The organism is Streptomyces misionensis, from assembly GCF_007896895.1.
In the GTDB taxonomy this organism is placed as follows: domain Bacteria; phylum Actinomycetota; class Actinomycetes; order Streptomycetales; family Streptomycetaceae; genus Streptomyces; species Streptomyces misionensis_A.
Genome location: NZ_VOGW01000160.1, coordinates 52,032 through 70,332 on the forward strand (window position 1 = coordinate 52,032; position 18,301 = coordinate 70,332).

At 72.1% G+C, this 18,301-nt stretch carries 12 protein-coding genes; 11 read left to right on the top strand and 1 reads right to left on the bottom strand.

Annotated elements, in window-relative coordinates:
- Positions 1–241 precede the first annotated feature (241 nt).
- The 8 genes from FRZ03_RS26355 to FRZ03_RS26390 all read left to right on the top strand — a co-directional run bounded on the left by FRZ03_RS26355 (position 242) and on the right by FRZ03_RS26390 (position 13,534).
- On the top strand, positions 242–1,018 hold the full coding sequence (locus tag FRZ03_RS26355) for a TIGR03936 family radical SAM-associated protein (protein ID WP_146467623.1): 777 nt from the start codon (positions 242–244) through the stop codon (positions 1,016–1,018).
- 260 nt (positions 1,019–1,278) lie between these two features.
- Positions 1,279–5,562, top strand: a complete 4,284-nt coding sequence (locus FRZ03_RS26360; RefSeq protein WP_186785619.1) for an Rne/Rng family ribonuclease — start codon at positions 1,279–1,281, stop codon at positions 5,560–5,562.
- Positions 5,563–5,792: 230 nt separating this feature from the next.
- Positions 5,793–6,113, top strand: a complete 321-nt coding sequence (gene rplU / locus FRZ03_RS26365; protein WP_028422127.1) for a 50S ribosomal protein L21 — start codon at positions 5,793–5,795, stop codon at positions 6,111–6,113.
- 14 nt (positions 6,114–6,127) lie between these two features.
- Positions 6,128–6,382: a 50S ribosomal protein L27 gene (gene rpmA / locus FRZ03_RS26370; protein ID WP_023550764.1), complete on the top strand. Its 255-nt coding sequence runs from the start codon at positions 6,128–6,130 to the stop codon at positions 6,380–6,382.
- A 119-nt stretch (positions 6,383–6,501) separates the two neighbouring features.
- Positions 6,502–7,950, top strand: coding sequence for a GTPase ObgE (obgE, locus tag FRZ03_RS26375; RefSeq protein WP_146467624.1), 1,449 nt, complete (start codon positions 6,502–6,504; stop codon positions 7,948–7,950).
- A 276-nt stretch (positions 7,951–8,226) separates the two neighbouring features.
- Positions 8,227–9,723 (top strand): bifunctional cytidylyltransferase/SDR family oxidoreductase, encoded by a 1,497-nt coding sequence (locus FRZ03_RS26380; protein ID WP_146467625.1) that lies wholly within the window; start codon positions 8,227–8,229, stop codon positions 9,721–9,723.
- A 169-nt stretch (positions 9,724–9,892) separates the two neighbouring features.
- Positions 9,893–11,995, top strand: coding sequence for a CDP-glycerol glycerophosphotransferase family protein (locus FRZ03_RS26385; protein WP_261399344.1), 2,103 nt, complete (start codon positions 9,893–9,895; stop codon positions 11,993–11,995).
- A 327-nt stretch (positions 11,996–12,322) separates the two neighbouring features.
- Positions 12,323–13,534, top strand: coding sequence for a glycosyltransferase family 2 protein (locus FRZ03_RS26390; RefSeq protein ID WP_146467626.1), 1,212 nt, complete (start codon positions 12,323–12,325; stop codon positions 13,532–13,534).
- Positions 13,535–13,553: 19 nt separating this feature from the next.
- On the opposite strand, the gene FRZ03_RS26395 is transcribed toward FRZ03_RS26390, so the two are convergent.
- Complete coding sequence (locus tag FRZ03_RS26395) at positions 13,554–14,969, bottom strand: polysaccharide pyruvyl transferase family protein (RefSeq protein WP_146467627.1); 1,416 nt, start codon at positions 14,967–14,969, stop codon at positions 13,554–13,556.
- Positions 14,970–15,199: 230 nt separating this feature from the next.
- Between FRZ03_RS26395 and proB the strand changes: the two genes are divergently transcribed.
- From proB to FRZ03_RS26410, 3 genes are all read left to right on the top strand, one after another.
- Positions 15,200–16,327 (top strand): glutamate 5-kinase, encoded by a 1,128-nt coding sequence (gene proB / locus FRZ03_RS26400; RefSeq protein ID WP_146467628.1) that lies wholly within the window; start codon positions 15,200–15,202, stop codon positions 16,325–16,327.
- Positions 16,328–16,449: 122 nt separating this feature from the next.
- Entirely contained in the window at positions 16,450–16,875 is a 426-nt protein-coding gene (locus FRZ03_RS26405; protein WP_146467629.1) for a hypothetical protein, read from the top strand.
- Positions 16,876–16,949: 74 nt separating this feature from the next.
- On the top strand, positions 16,950–18,236 hold the full coding sequence (locus FRZ03_RS26410) for a glutamate-5-semialdehyde dehydrogenase (protein ID WP_146467630.1): 1,287 nt from the start codon (positions 16,950–16,952) through the stop codon (positions 18,234–18,236).
- Positions 18,237–18,301: the final 65 nt, after the last annotated feature.

Sequence of the window (18,301 nt, forward strand, 5' to 3'; positions counted from 1 at the left end):
GCGGCCCCGGTACCCGTGGCGGCGTCGCCCGACACGTTCGCCCCCCTCGCCCACAAGGGGCGAATTGCCCGTAAAAAGGGTGGCCGCGAAGGGTGACCGGACGTCCCGTCCCACCCCTGGTCCACATCGCGGGAACCTCCGGGCGCGACGGCACGTACTCTTGGTAGGAGTACGACCGCTCTCACGAAGGACTAGGACACTGGGCAAGCGACAGCCCGAAGGCCCGCCGCCCGCACCCGCGGTGCAGCGCATCCGACTGCGCTACACCAAGCGCGGCCGCCTGAGGTTCACCAGCCACCGAGACTTCCAGCGCGCCTTCGAGCGTGCGCTGCGCCGCGCCGAGGTGCCCATGGCGTACTCGGCCGGATTCACGCCGCACCCGAAGGTGTCGTATGCCAATGCCGCACCCACCGGCACGGGCAGTGAGGCGGAGTACCTGGAAATCGCGCTCACCGCGCCGCGCGATCCCGAGAAACTGCGCGTCCTCCTCGACGAGTCGCTGCCCACCGGGCTCGACGTCGTCGACGCGGTGGAGGCGCACACCTCGGGCCTCGCCGACCGGCTGACGGCCTCCGTCTGGGAGCTCACGCTGGCCGGAGTCGATCCGGCCGACGCCGAGCGCGCGGTCGAGGCCTTCAACGGAGCCGAGACCGTCGAGGTGCAGCGCATGACCAAGAACGGTGTGCGCACCTTCGACGCCCGCCCGGCCGTGGTGAGCCTTCAGGCGCACGGCGCACCGGCTGATGGGCCGACCGACCAGCCCTGTGCGATACTGCGGCTGGTTGTTCGGCACGTGACGCCTGCCGTACGACCCGACGACGTCCTGTCCGGTCTCCGCGCCGTGGCCGACCTGGCGCCGCCGGTCCCCGCAGCGGTGACCAGGCTGGCGCAGGGGCTGTTCGATGAAGAGACCGGCACGGTGACCGACCCGCTCGCGCCCGACCGCGAGGCAGCCACGGCCCTGACGGCCGCACCGGCTGCCGCCGCGACGGCGCCGGTGCCGGAAGGTCCCGCGTAGGACGGACGTCGTAGCGCCGCCCTCGTACTCGGGAGCCACCTGGGTCGGGCAGCGCACCGACCAGAAGACTTTCGCCAGGCCGTACCGACAAGGCGTACGGAACCGGCGAGACAGGACACAGAGTGCTCCCGTGCGGCGCCCGCGCCCCGGACGGCGGCCATCGCGCATCGCGCGGGCCGCGGACGTCAACGGCGGACGGCCACTGAGGCCGTCGCCGTACCGGGTGCGGCGCCCGGGAGCCTGACGGGAGAAACGCCCGCATGCTCGAACCGACCGAACCCAACGAGGGTTCCGAACTGAACACTCCGAGCGACACCCTGCCGCCGCGCAGGCGTCGGCGTGCCGCCTCCCGCCCGGCGGGTCCGCCCGTCGCGGCGGAGGCGCCCGCGGAGGTCACCGTCCCGGCCATACAGGCCGCCGAGACGGACGAACCGGCCGAGGCCGAGGAGACAGCCGCCGCCCCGGCCACGGAGGCACCGGCCGCGCGACCGCGCCGCCGCGCCACCCGCCGTGCCTCCGCGCCCGCCGGAGCGCCCGCGTCCGCCGAGGCCGCAGAGGCCGCGGAGACCGTCGCGCCGGCCGCGCCCGCGGCCGTCGCCGAGGGCGGCGAGGTCGTCGTCGGCGAGGAGGCCGCACCGCGCCGCACCCGCCGCCGGGCCACGCGCAGCGTCGCCACGCCCACCGCCGCGGCCGGGGAAGCGGAGACCGAGGCCCCCGCCGAGACCGAGGCCCCCGCCGAGACCGAGGCGCCCGCGGCCCGTCCGCGTCGCCGGGCCACGCGCCGCGCCGCCGAGGCGCCCGCCGTGACCGAGACCGCCGAGACCGCCGAGACGGCGGCGCCGGCCGTCGTCGAGGCGACCGCTGCGGAGACGGAGGGGGCCGAGGCGCCCGCCGCCCGTCCGCGCCGTCGTACCGCGCGCCGTGCCTCCGCGCCCGCCGGGGCGCCCGCCGCGGCCGAGGCCGTCGAGACCGTCGTGCCGGCCGTCGAGGACGCGTCCGCCGAGGAGCAGGCCGCCCCGGAGACGGAGGAGGCGGCTCCCGCCCCCCGTGCCCGCCGTCGTGCCACCCGCCGTGCCTCCGCCCCCACCGGGGCGCCGAAGGCCGCCGAGGGCGCCGTGGAGGCCCCGGCCGCCGCGGAGGCACCCGCCGTGACCGAGGCTCCCGCCGTCGCCGAGGCCCCCGCCGAGGACGTGCCCGCCGAGGACGCCGCGCCGCGCCGTACCCGGCGCCGCGCCACCCGTCGGGTCTCCGCGCCCGAGAGCACCACCGCTGCCGAGGCCGCGCAGACCCCGGAGGTCCCCGTCACCACGCACACCACCGAGCCCGCCGCGGCCACCGAGGCCGTCCCGGCCGCCGCCGAGGCGACGCAGGCCGCCGAGAGCGCCGCCCCGCGCCGCGCCCGGCGCCGGGCCGTGCGCCCCGCGTCCGGCTTCTCCGCGCCGGCCCGGGAGGGTGCCGAGAACGAGGCGGACGGCCCGCGCCGGCCCGCCCGGCCCGCCGTCGCCGTCTTCCAGCCGCCGGTGTTCGCCGAGCCGCGCTTCCAGACCCCGGAGCGCGCCGCCGCCGAGGCCGCCGCCGAGGCCGCCGAGGTGGAGGAGCCCGAGGAGCAGGCCGAGCACGCCGAGCACGTCGAGGAGCACCCGGAGGAGCGCGCGGAGGCCGGTTCGCGCCGTCGCCGTCGCCGCCGTGCCGAGCGCACCGAGGAGGCCCCCGTCGCCGAGGCCGCCGCCGAGGAGGAGGACGCCGAGGAGGCGGAGGCCGCCGAGGGCGAGGACGCCGAGGACGCCGAGGGCTACGAGGAGTCCTCCTCGCGCCGCCGCCGCCGCCGGGGCGGCCGTCGCCGCCGCCGCGGGGACGCCGCCGACGGCGAGGGCGCCGAGGGCGAGGGCGAGGAACTGGCCGCCGAGCAGGCCGCGCAGGACGCCGAGGACACCGCCGAGCAGGAGGAAGAGGACGCCGAGGAGGCGCGCGGCGAGGACTTCGGCGGCTCCAGCGCCGGCAGCCGCCGTCGCCGCCGGCGTCGCCGCCGCGCCGGTGACACCGCCGCCGACGCCGAGCCGTCCGCCGACGACCCGGAGCGTACGGTCGTCAAGGTCCGCGAGCCGCGCAAGCAGAGCGAGCCGTCCGACGAGGTGCAGTCCATCAAGGGCTCGACCCGTCTGGAGGCGAAGAAGCAGCGCCGCCGGGAAGGCCGTGAGCAGGGCCGCCGCCGCGTCCCGATCATCACCGAGGCCGAGTTCCTGGCCCGCCGCGAGGCCGTCGAGCGGGTGATGGTCGTCCGCCAGCACGGCGAGCGCACGCAGATCGGCGTCCTCGAGGACAACGTGCTCGTGGAGCACTACGTCAACAAGGAGCAGTCGACCTCGTACGTCGGCAACGTCTACCTCGGCAAGGTGCAGAACGTGCTGCCGTCGATGGAGGCCGCCTTCATCGACATCGGCAAGGGCCGTAACGCGGTGCTGTACGCCGGCGAGGTCAACTTCGAGGCGCTGGGCATGTCGGGCGGCCCCCGCCGCATCGAGTCCGCCCTCAAGTCCGGCCAGTCCGTGCTCGTCCAGGTCACCAAGGACCCGATCGGTCACAAGGGCGCGCGTCTGACCAGCCAGGTCTCCCTGCCGGGCCGCTACCTCGTGTACGTGCCCGAGGGCTCCATGACCGGCATCAGCCGCAAGCTGCCCGACACCGAGCGGGCCCGGCTGAAGTCCATCCTCAAGAAGATCGTCCCCGAGGACGCGGGCGTCATCGTGCGCACCGCCGCCGAGGGCGCGAGCGAGGACGAGCTGCGCCGGGACGTCGAGCGGCTCCAGGCGCAGTGGGAGGAGATCCAGAAGAAGGCCAAGAGCGGCAACGCGCCGACGCTGCTGTACGGCGAGCCGGACATGACCGTCCGGGTCGTGCGCGACATCTTCAACGAGGACTTCTCCAAGGTCATCGTCAGCGGTGACGAGGCCTGGGAGACGATCCACGGGTACGTCTCGCACGTCGCGCCGGACCTGGCGGGCCGGCTGTCCAGGTGGACCTCCGAGGTCGACGTCTTCGCCACCTACCGGATCGACGAGCAGCTCGCCAAGGCCCTGGACCGCAAGGTCTGGCTGCCCAGCGGCGGTTCGCTGGTGATCGACCGGACCGAGGCGATGGTCGTCATCGACGTCAACACCGGCAAGTTCACCGGCCAGGGCGGCAACCTGGAGGAGACGGTCACCAGGAACAACCTGGAGGCGGCCGAGGAGATCGTGCGCCAGCTGCGGCTGCGCGACCTCGGCGGCATCATCGTGATCGACTTCATCGACATGGTCCTGGAGTCCAACCGCGACCTGGTGCTGCGCCGCCTGCTGGAGTGCCTGGGCCGTGACCGGACCAAGCACCAGGTGGCCGAGGTGACCTCGCTGGGCCTGGTCCAGATGACCCGCAAGCGGGTCGGCCAGGGCCTGCTGGAGTCCTTCTCCGAGACCTGTGTCCACTGCAACGGCCGCGGTGTCATCGTCCACCTGGAGCAGCCGAGCTCCGGCGGCGGTGGCGGCGGCAAGCGCAAGAAGCGCGGCCGGGGCGGCGAGGCGCCCGAGCCGCATGTGCACGAGACCGCCGCGGTCGTCGTGGAGAGCGGCGAGGCCGTCGAGCCGGAGATCGAGACGGCCGCCGAGGTGGCCGCCGAGGCCGCCGAGCCGGTCGCCCTGCCCGCGCCCGAGTTCGCGCCGGACGAGGAGCTGTACAGCAGCGTCGCCGAGGCGGAGGCGGCGGCCACCCGTGGCCGTGGCCGCCGCCGGGCGAGCCGCCGCGTGTCGGCCCCGGCGGGCGCGCCGAAGGCGGAGAAGGCTCCCCGGAGGGCCGAGCGGGCCGAGAAGGCCGCCGAGGCCGAGCCGGCCGCGGTGCCGACCGCGCAGGACGTCACCGCCGAGGAGGCGGCGGCGCGCCCGGTGCGGCCCGAGCCCGCCACGCAGGCCCTGGCCGAGCCGGTGGCCGCCGAGGACCAGGTGGTCCCGGCGCCGCAGGCCGAGGCGGCCCCGGCCGCCGACGAGGCCGCGCCGAAGGGGCGCACGCGCCGTCGGGCGACCCGGAAGGTGTCCGCACCGGCCGGTTCCCCCGCGGGTGCCGAGGCCGCCGTGGTGACCGTCGCCGAGTCCGCGTCCGAGTCCGCGTCCGCGGCCCCGGAGCCGGAGCCGGTGGCCCCCGCCGAGGAGGCGCCGGCGCCCGCCGAGAGCGCCGCCCCGGCCCGTCCGCGCCGCCGTGCCGTGCGGCAGGCCGCCGCGCCGACCGCGTCCGAGGAGGCGGCCGTCGTGGTCGTCCCGTCGGCCGCGCCGGAGGCGGCGGAGGCGCCCGCGGAGGAGGCCACCGCCGAGGAGGCCCCGGCACCGGCCAAGAAGACCGCCCGCAAGACGGCCAAGAAGGCCACGGCGAAGAAGGCGGCCGCCAAGAAGACGGCGGCCAAGAAGACCGCCGCCAAGAAGACGACGGCCAAGAAGGCGGCCAAGACCGCCAAGACGGCCGCCGCGAAGAAGTCGGCGGCGAAGAAGACCACCACGGTCTCCGCCGGCGACGAGGGCTGACGCCCGGGGTGTGCGGCCGGTCCACGTGACCGGCCGCACACCCGAGGGGCCCGGTTTGATTTTGCCGGTCGTGGCCCCGTACTCTTGACCGTCGGCGTGTCACTGAGCACGCCACATCCCCGTAAACCTCTTCCTCCCGGACGCACGGCCGACCGGGAGAGGTCGCCCGTGCTGTTCCCGGGCGGCTGGCCTGCGGGGGTGCCGTTTCTTCGAGCGAAAGAGAGATCCGCGTGTACGCCATCGTGCGCAGCGGTGGTCGCCAGCACAAGGTTGCTGTCGGCGACATCGTTGAGGTTGACAAGATTTCCACTGCCAAGGTGGGCGACACGGTCGAGCTCTCGACCCTGCTCGTCGTCGACGGCGACTCCGTGACCAGCGACCCGTGGGTGCTGGCCGGCATCAAGGTCCAGGCCGAGGTCGTGGACCACCACAAGGGCCAGAAGATCGACATTCTGCGCTACAAGAACAAGACCGGCTACCGCCGTCGGCAGGGCCACCGCCAGCAGTACACGGCGATCAAGGTCACGTCGATCCCCACGGCTGCGAAGTAAGGGACTGAGGAGACATGGCACACAAGAAGGGCGCATCGTCCACCCGGAACGGTCGCGACTCCAACGCCCAGCGGCTCGGCGTGAAGCGCTTCGGCGGTCAGGTCGTGAACGCTGGTGAGATCCTGGTCCGCCAGCGCGGCACCCACTTCCACCCCGGCGCCGGCGTCGGCCGTGGCGGCGACGACACGCTGTTCGCCCTGCAGGCCGGTGCGGTGGAGTTCGGTACCCACCGTGGCCGCAAGGTCGTGAACATCGTTCCGGTCGCCTGAATCAGCTGATTCGGCACCGAACGCACGCGAGGCGGACCTCACTTCCCGGTCGGGAAGGCGGGTCCGCCTTTGCGCGTTAGTACCTAGACACACCCGTACTTTTCTGGAGGCACCGAACCATGACCACCTTCGTGGACCGCGTCGAACTGCACGTCGCCGCGGGTAACGGAGGCCACGGCTGTGCCTCCGTCCACCGTGAGAAGTTCAAGCCGCTGGGCGGCCCGGACGGTGGCAACGGCGGCCGTGGCGGTGACGTCATCCTCATGGTGGACCAGTCGGTCACCACGCTGCTCGACTACCACCACTCCCCGCACCGCAAGGCCACCAACGGCAAGCCCGGCGAGGGCGGCAACCGCTCCGGCAAGGACGGCGAGGACCTGGTCCTGCCGGTGCCGGACGGCACCGTCGTGCTGGACAAGGCGGGCAACGTCCTCGCCGACCTGGTCGGGCACGGCACGTCGTACGTCGCCGCGCAGGGCGGCCGGGGCGGCCTCGGCAACGCGGCGCTGGCCTCGGCCCGCCGCAAGGCGCCCGGCTTCGCGCTGCTCGGCGTGCCCGGCGACGTCCAGGACGTGGTCCTGGAGCTGAAGACCGTCGCCGACGTGGCGCTGGTCGGCTACCCGAGCGCCGGCAAGTCCTCGCTGATCTCGGTGCTGAGCGCGGCCAAGCCGAAGATCGCGGACTACCCGTTCACCACCCTGGTGCCCAACCTCGGTGTGGTGACCGCCGGTTCGACCGTCTACACCATCGCCGACGTGCCGGGTCTGATCCCGGGCGCCAGCCAGGGCAAGGGCCTCGGCCTGGAGTTCCTGCGGCACGTGGAGCGGTGCAGCGTGCTGGTGCACGTCCTGGACACCGCCACCCTGGAGTCCGACCGCGACCCGGTCTCCGACCTCGACATCATCGAGGAGGAACTGCGGCAGTACGGCGGTCTGGACAACCGGCCCCGGATCGTCGTCCTGAACAAGGTGGACGTGCCCGACGGCAAGGACCTGGCCGAGATGGTCCGCCCCGACCTGGAGGCCCGCGGCTACCGCGTCTTCGAGGTGTCGGCGGTCGCCCACATCGGGCTGCGCGAGCTGTCCTTCGCCCTCGGTGACCTGGTCGGCACGGCGCGCGCGGCCAAGCCCAAGGAGGAGGCGACCCGCATCGTCATCCGGCCCAAGGCCGTGGACGACGCCGGCTTCACCGTCACCCGCGAGGAGATCGGCGGCGAGCCGCTGTTCCGGGTGCGCGGCGAGAAGCCCGAACGCTGGGTGCGCCAGACCGACTTCAACAACGACGAGGCCGTCGGCTACCTCGCCGACCGGCTCAACCGCCTCGGTGTGGAAGAGCAGTTGATGAAGGCGGGCGCCCGCAGCGGCGACGGCGTGGCCATCGGTCCCGAGGAGAACGCGGTCGTCTTCGACTGGGAGCCCTCGGTCATGGCGGGCGCCGAGATGCTCGGCCGCCGCGGCGAGGACCACCGCTTCGACGCGCCCCGGCCCGCGACCCAGCGCCGCCGGGACAAGGAGGCGGAGCGGGACGAGGCGCTGCGCGAGTTCGGCGACTTCGACCCCTTCGAGTGAGACCGCGGTAACGCACGAGTGCCGGGCGCCTCTTGGGGCGCCCGGCACTCGTGTCCGGGCCGATACCGAATTGCCGCGGATTCTTGATGAAACGGAGCTGTGGACTTACTCACAGCAAATTCACGGAAGTTCACAACGGGCACGCTGGAATCACCGGGTGTGCAAGGTAAATGACAGGTTGCGATCTCCTATGCACGGGATGACCCTCACCTTGCACTGCGCTTACCTAAAGTGGGACCATTTCACGGTTCCCTGTCGCCCCAAGGTAGGTCACCTGTGTCACAGCACATAGCCAAGCCCCGTACCACCGCAGTGATCCTGGCCGGGGGTACCGGTCAGCGGGTGGGTCTGTCGATCCCCAAGCAGCTGCTGAAGATCGCCGGCAAGGCAGTCATCGAGCACACGCTGACCACCTTCGAGAAGGCGGATTCGATCGACGACGTCATCGTGCTGATGGCGCCGGGTTATGTGCCGGACATCGAGAAGATCGTGGCCAAGGCCGGATTCACGAAGGTGAAGAAGGTCATCGAGGGCGGCTCCACGCGGAACGAGACCACCGAGCGCGCCATCGAGGCCCTCGGCGAGGGCCTGGCCGAGGGCGAGGACCTCAACGTCCTCTTCCACGACGCCGTGCGCCCCCTGCTCTCGCGGCGCGTCATCGACGACTGCGTGGCGGCGCTGGAGCGCTACCAGGCCGTGGACGTCGCCATCCCGTCCGCGGACACCATCATCGTCACGCGCACGCACGGCGAGGACGGCGAGTTCATCACCGAGATCCCGGACCGCTCCCGGCTGCGCCGCGGCCAGACTCCGCAGGCCTTCAAGCTGTCCACCATCCGGCGTGCCTACGAGGTCGCCTCCGGTGACCCCAACTTCCAGGCGACGGACGACTGTTCGGTGGTCCTCAAGTATCTGCCGGACGTGCCGATCCACGTGGTGGCGGGCGACGAGTACAACATGAAGGTGACGCAGCCGGTCGACGTCTTCATCGCCGACAAGCTGTTCCAGCTCGCCTCCACCGCCGCGCCCGAGCAGAAGGGCGAGGACGTCTACCGCGAGCTGCTCACCGGCAAGACGGTGGTCATCTTCGGCGGCTCCTACGGCATCGGCAAGGACATCGCCGAACTGGCGGAGTCCTACGGCGCGCGGGTCTACGCGCTGGGCCGCTCCACCACCGGCACCCACGTGGAGAATCCGGAGGAGGTCGACGACGCGCTGTCCAAGGCGTACGCGGAGACCGGCCGGATCGACTACGTCGTCAACACCGCGGGTGTGCTGCGCATCGGCAGGCTCGCCGAGACCGACAACGCCACCATCGAGGAGGCGCTGAAGGTCAACTACCTGGCCCCGGTGCAGATCGCGCGCTCGTCCTACAAGTACCTGGCGGAGACCCAGGGCCAGCTGCTGCTGTACACCTCCAGCAGCTACACCCGGGGCCGCGCCGAGTACAGCCTCTACTCGTCCACCAAGGCCGCCATGGTGAACCTCACCCAGGCGCTGTCCGACGAGTGGGCGGGCGACGGCATCCGTGTCAACTGCGTCAACCCGGAGCGCACGGCCACCCCGATGCGCACCAAGGCCTTCGGTCAGGAGCCGGCCGGCTCCCTGCTGTCCTCCGAGGCGGTGGCCCGTACCTCGCTGGACGTGCTGCTCTCCGAGCTGACCGGTCATGTCATCGACGTCCGTCAGCAGGACCCGACCGCGGGTGCCGCCACGGCCTCCGGTTTCGAGCAGGCGCTGGCCTCCGTGTTGGACCGTCAGGACGGCATGTAATAATTCGACAATAGATTTTAGGAATTCAGGCCTCTGCGATCGCTTATTCACCGGGCGTTCACAGGGGCCTGAATCCGTACACCGCGAATACCCCTACACCCTGTGTATCACCGGCATTTGCGGCAGTACCGACAAAACCGGCACTCCCCCTCCCAGAGCAGGTTTCTCCGTGATATCCACCGCTATTCGCGTCGCCCGGGTGGGCAGCGCGGCCGAGCTGGCCGCGGCGGCGCTCATGATCCTGGGCTACCCGGCGCTCATGCTGGCCGCGCTCGTCCCGAGCCTCCCCGCCTTCGGGGCCGCGGCCGCCGTGACGTACCTGGCGGACCACTATCTGCACCGCAAGGGCAGTTATCTGATCAACCGCCTCAGCAAGGTCCGCGCCGGTCTGTCGATCCGCTTCCTGATCCGGCAGCTGCTGCTGATCCTCCTGCTGGCCCGGCTGTCCCACGCGGACGACCTGATCTTCTACCGCGCGGTCGCCTGCTTCATCGCCTTCTACGGCCTCCAGGCCCCGCACGGAGCGCTGGTCACCCTCATCCGCAACCGCCGCAAGATGCCGGTCGCGACCCGCAACGTGGACCTGAAGTCCCGCATCCGCATCCCGGACGCCCCGCCCCAGTTCCTGCTGCACCGCAGCGCGGAGAAGATGCTGCACCTCGACCTGTTCGCGGTCGTCGGCATCCTCGTCTCCGCCCATCTGGGCGCCTCCGCCGCGGGCTTCGCCGGCATGTGCCTGACCATCGGCCTGGGCCTGCTGTACGTCCTGGTGCTCACGCCGTACGTCCGCGGCCGCAAGATCCCGCCGAAGGCCGAGGTCGTCCTCGCCGCCGTCGACGACTGGCTCGCGGGCTACAAGCCGGAGACCGTGCTGTACTTCTCCGGCTCCAAGGACTCCGCGTACCAGGTCAACATGTGGCTGGAGACGATGGAGCAGCTGGAGTCCCGGCCGCTGATCCTGCTGCGCGAGCGGGCCATCCTGAACAACCTGGCGCCCACCACGGTCCCCGTCATCTGCGTGCCCGGAGGGGTGCACCTGATGAACATGGACCTGTCGACCGTGCGCGTCGCCCTGTACGCCGCCAACGTCGGCAAGAACATCCACCTGCTGCGCGTGCCCACCATGAAGCACGTCTTCATCGGCCACGGCGACAGCGACAAGCTCGCCAGCGTCAACCCGTTCAGCAAGGTCTACGACGAGGTGTGGACCGCGGGCCGGGCGGGCCGCGACCGCTACGCCCTGGCCGACGTCGGGGTCCGCGACGACGACATCGTGGAGGTGGGCCGTCCGCAGCTCGCCCCCATCCAGAGCCGGCAGGGCGTGCCCGCGGGCCGCATCCCGACCGTGCTGTACGCGCCCACCTGGGAGGGCTGGGACGGCAACCCGGGCAACACCTCGATCGTGCTGGCCGGCGAGAACATCGTGCGGAAGCTGATCGCGGCCGACCCGCCGGTCCGCGTGCTGTACAAGCCGCACCCGTTCACCGGCACGGTCTCCAAGCAGGCCGGCGCCGCCCACCAGCGGATCACCGCGCTGGTGGAGAAGGCCGCGGCCCAGCGGGCCGGGGACTCCCGCTTCACCGCCGACGCCAAGGCGATGGCGCAGGCCAAGGCCGAGCTGGCCCGTATCGAGGCCCGGCTCGCCGAGCTGGCCGGGCCGGCCGGCGAGCGCGGTGACGAGGCCGAGGCCACCCGGGACGGCGTCGTGGACGTGGCCAGGCACCAGGAGGTCGCCCGGCTGCGCGCCGAGTGGAACGACGCCTACTGGCGCTCCTTCCCGTCGTACGAGCACCGGGTGATCACCGGCGCCGAGCCGCGCCTGTACGACTGCTTCAACGTCTCCGACGCGATGGTCTCCGACATCTCCTCGGTGGTCTCCGACTTCATCGCGAGCGGCAAGCCGTACGCGGTCACCGACTCCGGCGAGCTGGGCGCCGAGGAGTTCAAGCGGCAGAACACCGCGGTGCGCGCGGCGACCATCCTGACCAACAGCGCGGCCGAGCTGGGCGAGCTGCTGGCCGCCGTGCGCGACCCGGCGAGCGACCCGCTGGCCGGGGACCGGGTGGAGCTCAAGCGCTACCTGCTGGGCCCGGACGAGCCCGCGTCCATCGTCCAGTTCAACACCGCGGTGACCGATCTCGCGGTCAAGGCGGAGGCCCGCAACGTCGGTCAGCAGGCGCGGCTGAGCGGCGAGGACGGCGCACTGGCCGGGGCGGTGCCCGGACCGCGCACCGCGGCCGCCGACGACACCGACGGCGTGAACGCCGGCTGACGCCCGCCGACCGAAGGGCCGGCCCCGGGACGACGATCCCGGGGCCGGCCCTTTTCCGTGCCCTTGCCGCGGGTTTCCCCGGCTCTTGCCCGCCGTTCGGGTTTCTCGCGCCGTCTCTTACCCGGTCGGCCGGCCGACGGTGAACGGCTCTTACCGATCCTCCGTACTCTCGGGCCGTGCCACCCCGAGGCGGCCCCGCCCGCCGGGCCCGGTGTGACGTGCGCCACTCATGGTCGGGCAGAGGGCAACCGCGTCCCCCGGGTGATCGTCTAACAAGGTGCCATTGCGGCGAAACGCGGGGGTATGTTCCTTTTGCAAGGGGGAAGTGTGACCGTCGGGACGCAGCCTGATGTGACGGTGATCATCGGGGCGTACGAAGCGATGCCGTATCTGGTCGAGTGCCTGGCATCCGTCGAGGCGCAGACCATCGACCCGGCGCGCCTGGAGGTCATCGCCGTCGACGACGGCTCCACCGACGGCACCGGGGACTGCCTGGAGGAGTTCGCCGCCCGCGTGCCCATGCCGGTCACCGTGATCCGCCAGGAGAACTCCGGCGGCCCCAGCGGCCCGCGCAACGTCGGCCTCGGCAAGGCGGCCGGGCGCTACGTCTTCTTCCTCGACGCCGACGACCGGCTCGGCCCCGAGGCCCTGGAGCGCATGGTCGCCATGGCCGACGAGAACGGCACCGACGTCGTGCTCGGCCGGGTGGAGGGCATCAACCGCACCCCGCCGAAGTCCATGTGGGGCAAGACGCTGCCGCGGACCGACGTCTTCTCCTCCAACATCAAGTTCACGCTCAGCGCGCAGAAGCTGTTCCGCCGCTCGCTGCTGGAGCGGCACGGCATGCGGTTCGACGAGTCGCTGTTCACCGGCGAGGACGCCCTGTTCACGCTGGAGGCGTACCTGCGCGCGGACGGCGTCTCGGTGCTCGCCGACTACACCTGCTACTACCTGGTCGGCCGCGACGACGGCAAGCACGTCACCAAGACCGGCAGCTACACCCTGCGCTTCGACTCCGCGCGCGCCCTGATGGCGCTGATCGAGGAGATGGTGCCGGCCGGCGACAAGCGCGACGTCCTCATGGTCCGGCCCTTCCTGATCACCCTGCTGCCGCAGTTCGGGCCGAGGTTCCTCAAGGACAGCGAGGAGGTGCGGCGCCACAAGCTGGAGCTGGCCAAGCCGCTGATGGACGCCCACTGGACGGCCGGAGTGGCCCGGCGGCTGCGGGTCCACGAACGGCTGCGGCTGCACCTGGTGGCCCGGCAGCGGCCCGAACTCCTGCTGGACGTCCTGGAGTTCATGAAGGCGAAGAAGGAGCCCGAGGCGCGGCTGGAGAAGCGCGGCACCCAGGTCTACCTGGCCTACCCGCACTTCAGGTCCAAGGCGGCCGGCATCCCCGACGACATCTACCTCGCCGAGCCCCGCGAGGCCCGCGCCGTCCCCGGCTACCGCGCGGCCGCCGCCAACACCTTCCTGCGCCGGGCGGTCCGCAAGGTCCGCCGCACCCTGCGCGCGCGGAACTTCAAGGCGGCGGCCTGAGGGCCGCCCGCCCCCGCTCCTACTGCTGCCGGCCCGACTGGAGCGCGCGCTTCAGGGGCCGGCCCACCGCCCGGCGGGCGCGCCGGTAGACCGACGGGGCGGGCGCCGCGCTCTGCGCCTTCTTCGCCCGCGCCAGCTCCTTGCGCAACTCGGCGTTGTCCTGGCTCAGTTCGCTGACCTGGCTGTGCAGCCAGGAGAAACGGCCGCTGAGCGAGGCCGGGTCGGTGTCGTTCCAGGGGCGCACGCCCGGGGGGAACGACAACGAGCGCATCCGCTTCTCGAAGGCCGCGCCGCCGTCGCCGTGGGCGAAGGTGTTCCGCAGCCCGTTGCGCTCCATGAACCCGGTGAACCGCGCGAAGCGTTCGCCGTGGTTGCCGACCAGGGCGCCGAAGTCGGCCTGCGCGTAGAGCAGTGCCGGGTCGGCCGAGGCCGGGTCCTTCGCGGCCTGGTCCAGGCGCCGGTGCGGGATCTCGAAGTAGCGGCACAGCTCCAGGGTGCGCGAGTCGCCGCACAGCACCGTCGCGGGCGTGCCGGCCAGCAGCGCGGTGATGTTGCCGTGGATGCGGGAGCCGAAGGAGAAGTCGAACTCCCGCAGATCCTCGATCCAGGTGCGCGGATCGACGTACACCCGCACCTGGTCCGCGCGGTACATCGGGTGGTCCGGGTGTGTCGGCATGGAGGTCAGCCGGGCGTTGGGGTCCGTCAGGTCCCGCCAGTGCAGCTGCCGTGCGTCGCTGAGGTTCTGGCCGACGAAGCGCAGGTTCGGGTAGAGCGACCGCGTCCGGTCGAGGATCTTGTCGAAGCCCTGGCTGCGCAGGGCACCGTGCGAGCCGTTGACCGAGATCCGCGAGTCGGGCGTCAGCTCCGGCACCCGCTTGCGCACGTCGAGGTCGGGGCCGTGCATGAACAGGGAAGGACAGCCGATGACCTCGACGTCGTGGAAGCCCATGTCCTTCAGGTACCGCTCGGTGAACTCGCCGCGCACCCCGATGGAGGCACTGCGCTCCAGCACCGCCGCGCAGAAGTCCCGCACGGCCGGCTCCATGCGCTTCAGCCGCGCCGGGTCGTAGCCCACCCCGGTCTGCGCGCCGACGCCGAGCACCACGACCGGGATGCGCAGCCGGGAGATGAACCGGGTCAGCCGGGTCAGCGCGGCCTCGAAGGAGGGGCGGAAGGCGTTGGCGAGCGGCACGACGAAGGCGTCGTACTCCTCGTTGACCCGCGCCGCCGCGGCCATGTCGGTCCGCACGCCTCCCGAGACGACCTCGGTGCCCGGCACTTCGAGGAGCTTGTGCGCCGCCTCCTGGAACACCAGGTTCCCGGAGTTGGTGGCGATCACGTCCCGGTGCAGGGCCTCTTCGACGGACAGGACGTCGTACGGGTTCTTGCCCGAACGGAGCAGAATGCGCTTTTGCTGGCGAACGGTGGATGACACGGTGATCAAAATAAGTTTGCCGGAGATTTAATTTCTATAGGCAACCAGTACAACCTTTTTGCCGTAAGCAAATCGTGAGTAAATGATGACCGTGCGTGGCGGCACCCCGTGCGGCGTGCGCCGACGGCTCCGCCGCGTCCGACCAGCGAAACCGGGGCGCGTCGGATGTGTCCGGTCGCGTACATTGCGCAGCACGCAGGCGAACCCGGGGTGAAGGGGCGACGGGCAAGGTGGCAAGTGCAAGGCGGGGCGTCCTGGAGGCGCGCAGGGTTGTCGTGAAGGTGGGGTCCTCCTCGCTGACCACCGCCGCGGGCGGCCTGGACGCCGACCGGGTCGACGCCCTGGTGGACGTGCTGGCCACCAGCAGGAACAAGGGCGACAGGGAGATCGTGCTCGTGTCCTCCGGCGCCATCGCCGCCGGGCTCGCGCCGCTCGGGCTGCGCCGCCGCCCCCGGGACCTCGCCCGCCAGCAGGCCGCCGCCAGTGTCGGCCAGGGACTGCTCGTCGCGCGCTACACCGCCTCCTTCGCCCGCTACGGCATCCGCGTCGGCCAGGTGCTGCTCACCAGCGACGACATGAGCCGCCGCGCCCACCACCGCAACGCCTCCCGCACCCTCGACAAACTGCTCGCCATGGGCGCCCTCCCGGTCGTCAACGAGAACGACACCGTCGCCACCGACGAGATCCGCTTCGGCGACAACGACCGCCTCGCCGCCCTCGTCGCCCACCTCGTCCACGCCGACCTGCTCGTCCTCCTCTCCGACGTCGACGGCGTCTACGACGGCGACCCCAGCAGGCCCGGCACCTCCCGGATAGCGCAGGTGCGCGGCCCCGAGGACCTCGCGGGCGTCGAGATCGGCAGCGCGGGCAAGGCCGGCGTCGGCACCGGCGGCATGGTCACCAAGGTCGAGGCAGCCGGGATCGCGGCCGCCGCCGGCATCCCCGTGGTGCTGACCAGCGCCGTGCACGCGGCGGACGCCCTCGGCGGCGGCGACACCGGCACCTACTTCCACCCCACCGGCAAGCGCTCCGCCGACCGGCTGCTCTGGCTCCAGCACGCCTCCACCCCCCAGGGCGCGCTCACCCTGGACGACGGCGCCGTGGACGCCGTCGTCCGGGGCCGCAAGTCGCTGCTGCCCGCCGGGATCGCCGCGGTCGAGGGCGAGTTCAGCGCCGGCGACCCGGTCGAACTGCGGGACACCTCGGGCCGCGCGGTCGCCCGCGGTCTCGTCAGCTTCGACGCCCGGGAGATCCCCCCGATGATCGGCCGTTCGACCCACGAGCTGGCGCGCGAACTGGGTCCCGCGTACGAACGCGAGGTCGTACACAGGGACGATCTGGTGCTGCTGCGCTCGTAAAACGGGGCGTAGCCCGGGCCTCCGGTGGGGGACGTTCCGTAAAACCGCCCCGCGAAGCCTTACGGCCTGCTCAACTTTGTGTCGGAGACATCTTTCCGAGCACTTGGGTGAAGGAGGCCGTCGTGAGACGAGTGCGCCCTGGGGGGACCACCCGAGGTGCCCTGACGAGCGTCGCGGCCGGGGACACCTACGAGGAGCCCAGGGACCTGCCCCGGCTGTGGCACGTCACCCTCAGCGTGGCCGGCCCCGGCGTCCCCCTCACGGAGCTGCGCCGGTCCCTGGAACAACTGGCTCACGACCACCCCTTCCTGCTGACCAGCAGATACGCCGGCGACCACGCGGAGATCCGGTACTGGGAAGAGGCCCGCGACCTGCACGACGCGGCCGCCGTCGCGCTGCGCCTGTGGGGCGAGCACCGGCTCAGCGCCGGACTGCCCCCGTGGGAGATCGTCGGCCTTGAGGTCATCGACCGGGAGACGTATCACCAGCGCGTCGCCGAGGGGTACGGGCCGCCGCCCGCGGCACCCGTAGGGGTCCACCCCTTCTGAGCCCTTACAGGGGTTTCGTCTCGGGGTGTGAAACGTGCGCGGAAGGGCTCCACACCGCGCACTACCCTTCCCCCATGACCACGCTCTCGCCGTACGACTCGATGTCCCCGGTCACCCAGGCCGCCTACCGGGCCAAGGCCGCCGCCGCCGACCTCGCGCCGCTGCCGCGCGCCGCGAAGGACGACGCCCTGCTCGCCATCGCCGACGCGCTGGAGGTCCGCACCGGCGAGATCGTCGAGGCCAACGCCGAGGACGTGGCCAAGGCGCGGGCGAACGGCACCAGCGAGGCCATCGTGGACCGGCTCACCCTCACCCCCGAGCGGGTCCGCGCCATCGCCTCCGACGTCCGCGACGTCGCCGGGCTGCCCGACCCGGTCGGCGAGGTGGTGCGCGGCTCCACCCTGCCCAACGGCATCGACCTGCGCCAGGTCCGCGTCCCGCTCGGCGTCGTCGGCATCATCTACGAGGCCCGTCCCAACGTCACCGTCGACGCCGCCGCGCTCTGCCTGAAGTCCGGCAACGCCGTCCTGCTGCGCGGCTCCGCCTCCGCCTACGCCTCCAACACCGCCCTGGTCCGGGTGATCCGGGACGCGGTCGGCGGCGCCGGGCTGCCCGCCGACGCCGTGCAGCTGGTGCCGGGGGAGAACCGCGAGTCCGTGCGCGAGCTGATGCGCGCCCGCGGCCTGGTCGACGTCCTCATCCCGCGCGGCGGCGCCTCCCTGATCCGGACCGTGGTCAACGAGTCCACCGTGCCCGTCATCGAGACCGGCACCGGCAACTGCCACGTCTACGTCGACGCGCAGGCCGACATCGACATGGCGGTCGACATCCTGGTCAACTCCAAGGCCCAGCGGGTCAGCGTGTGCAACGCCGCCGAGACCCTCCTGGTCCACCAGGACATCGCCGCCGAGTTCCTGCCGCGCGCCCTGGACGCCCTGGCCGAGGCCGGCGTCACCGTGCACGCCGACGAGCGGGTCATGGCCTACGCCAAGGACTCCAGGGCCACCGTGGTCGAGGCGACGCCGGAGGACTGGGAGACGGAGTACCTGTCGTACGACATCGCCGCCGCCGTGGTGGACTCCCTCGACAAGGCCGTCGAACACATCCGGCTGTGGAGCTCCGGGCACACCGAGGCGATCGTCACCACCTCGCAGCAGGCCGCCCGCCGCTTCACCCGATTGGTGGACTCCACCACCGTCGCCGTGAACGCCGCCACCCGGTTCACCGACGGCGGCCAGTTCGGCTTCGGCGCGGAGATCGGCATCTCCACGCAGAAGCTGCACGCCCGGGGCCCCATGGGGCTGCCGGAGCTGACCAGCACCAAGTACATCGTCACCGGTGACGGGCACATCAGGGCTTGAGTTCCCCGGCGTCTCAGCCTGTGGATGAATTTCCATACCGTCTGCCCAAATTGACCCCCCAGGTC

Bases quoted from the DNA above. Each gene is read 5' to 3' on its own strand.
- FRZ03_RS26360 (WP_186785619.1), top strand. From the start codon at position 1,279: ATGCTCGAACCGACCGAACCCAACGAGGGTTCCGAACTGAACACTCCG.
- rpmA (WP_023550764.1), top strand. From the start codon at position 6,128: ATGGCACACAAGAAGGGCGCATCGTCCACCCGGAACGGTCGCGACTCC.
- obgE (WP_146467624.1), top strand. From the start codon at position 6,502: ATGACCACCTTCGTGGACCGCGTCGAACTGCACGTCGCCGCGGGTAAC.
- FRZ03_RS26410 (WP_146467630.1), top strand. From the start codon at position 16,950: ATGACCACGCTCTCGCCGTACGACTCGATGTCCCCGGTCACCCAGGCC.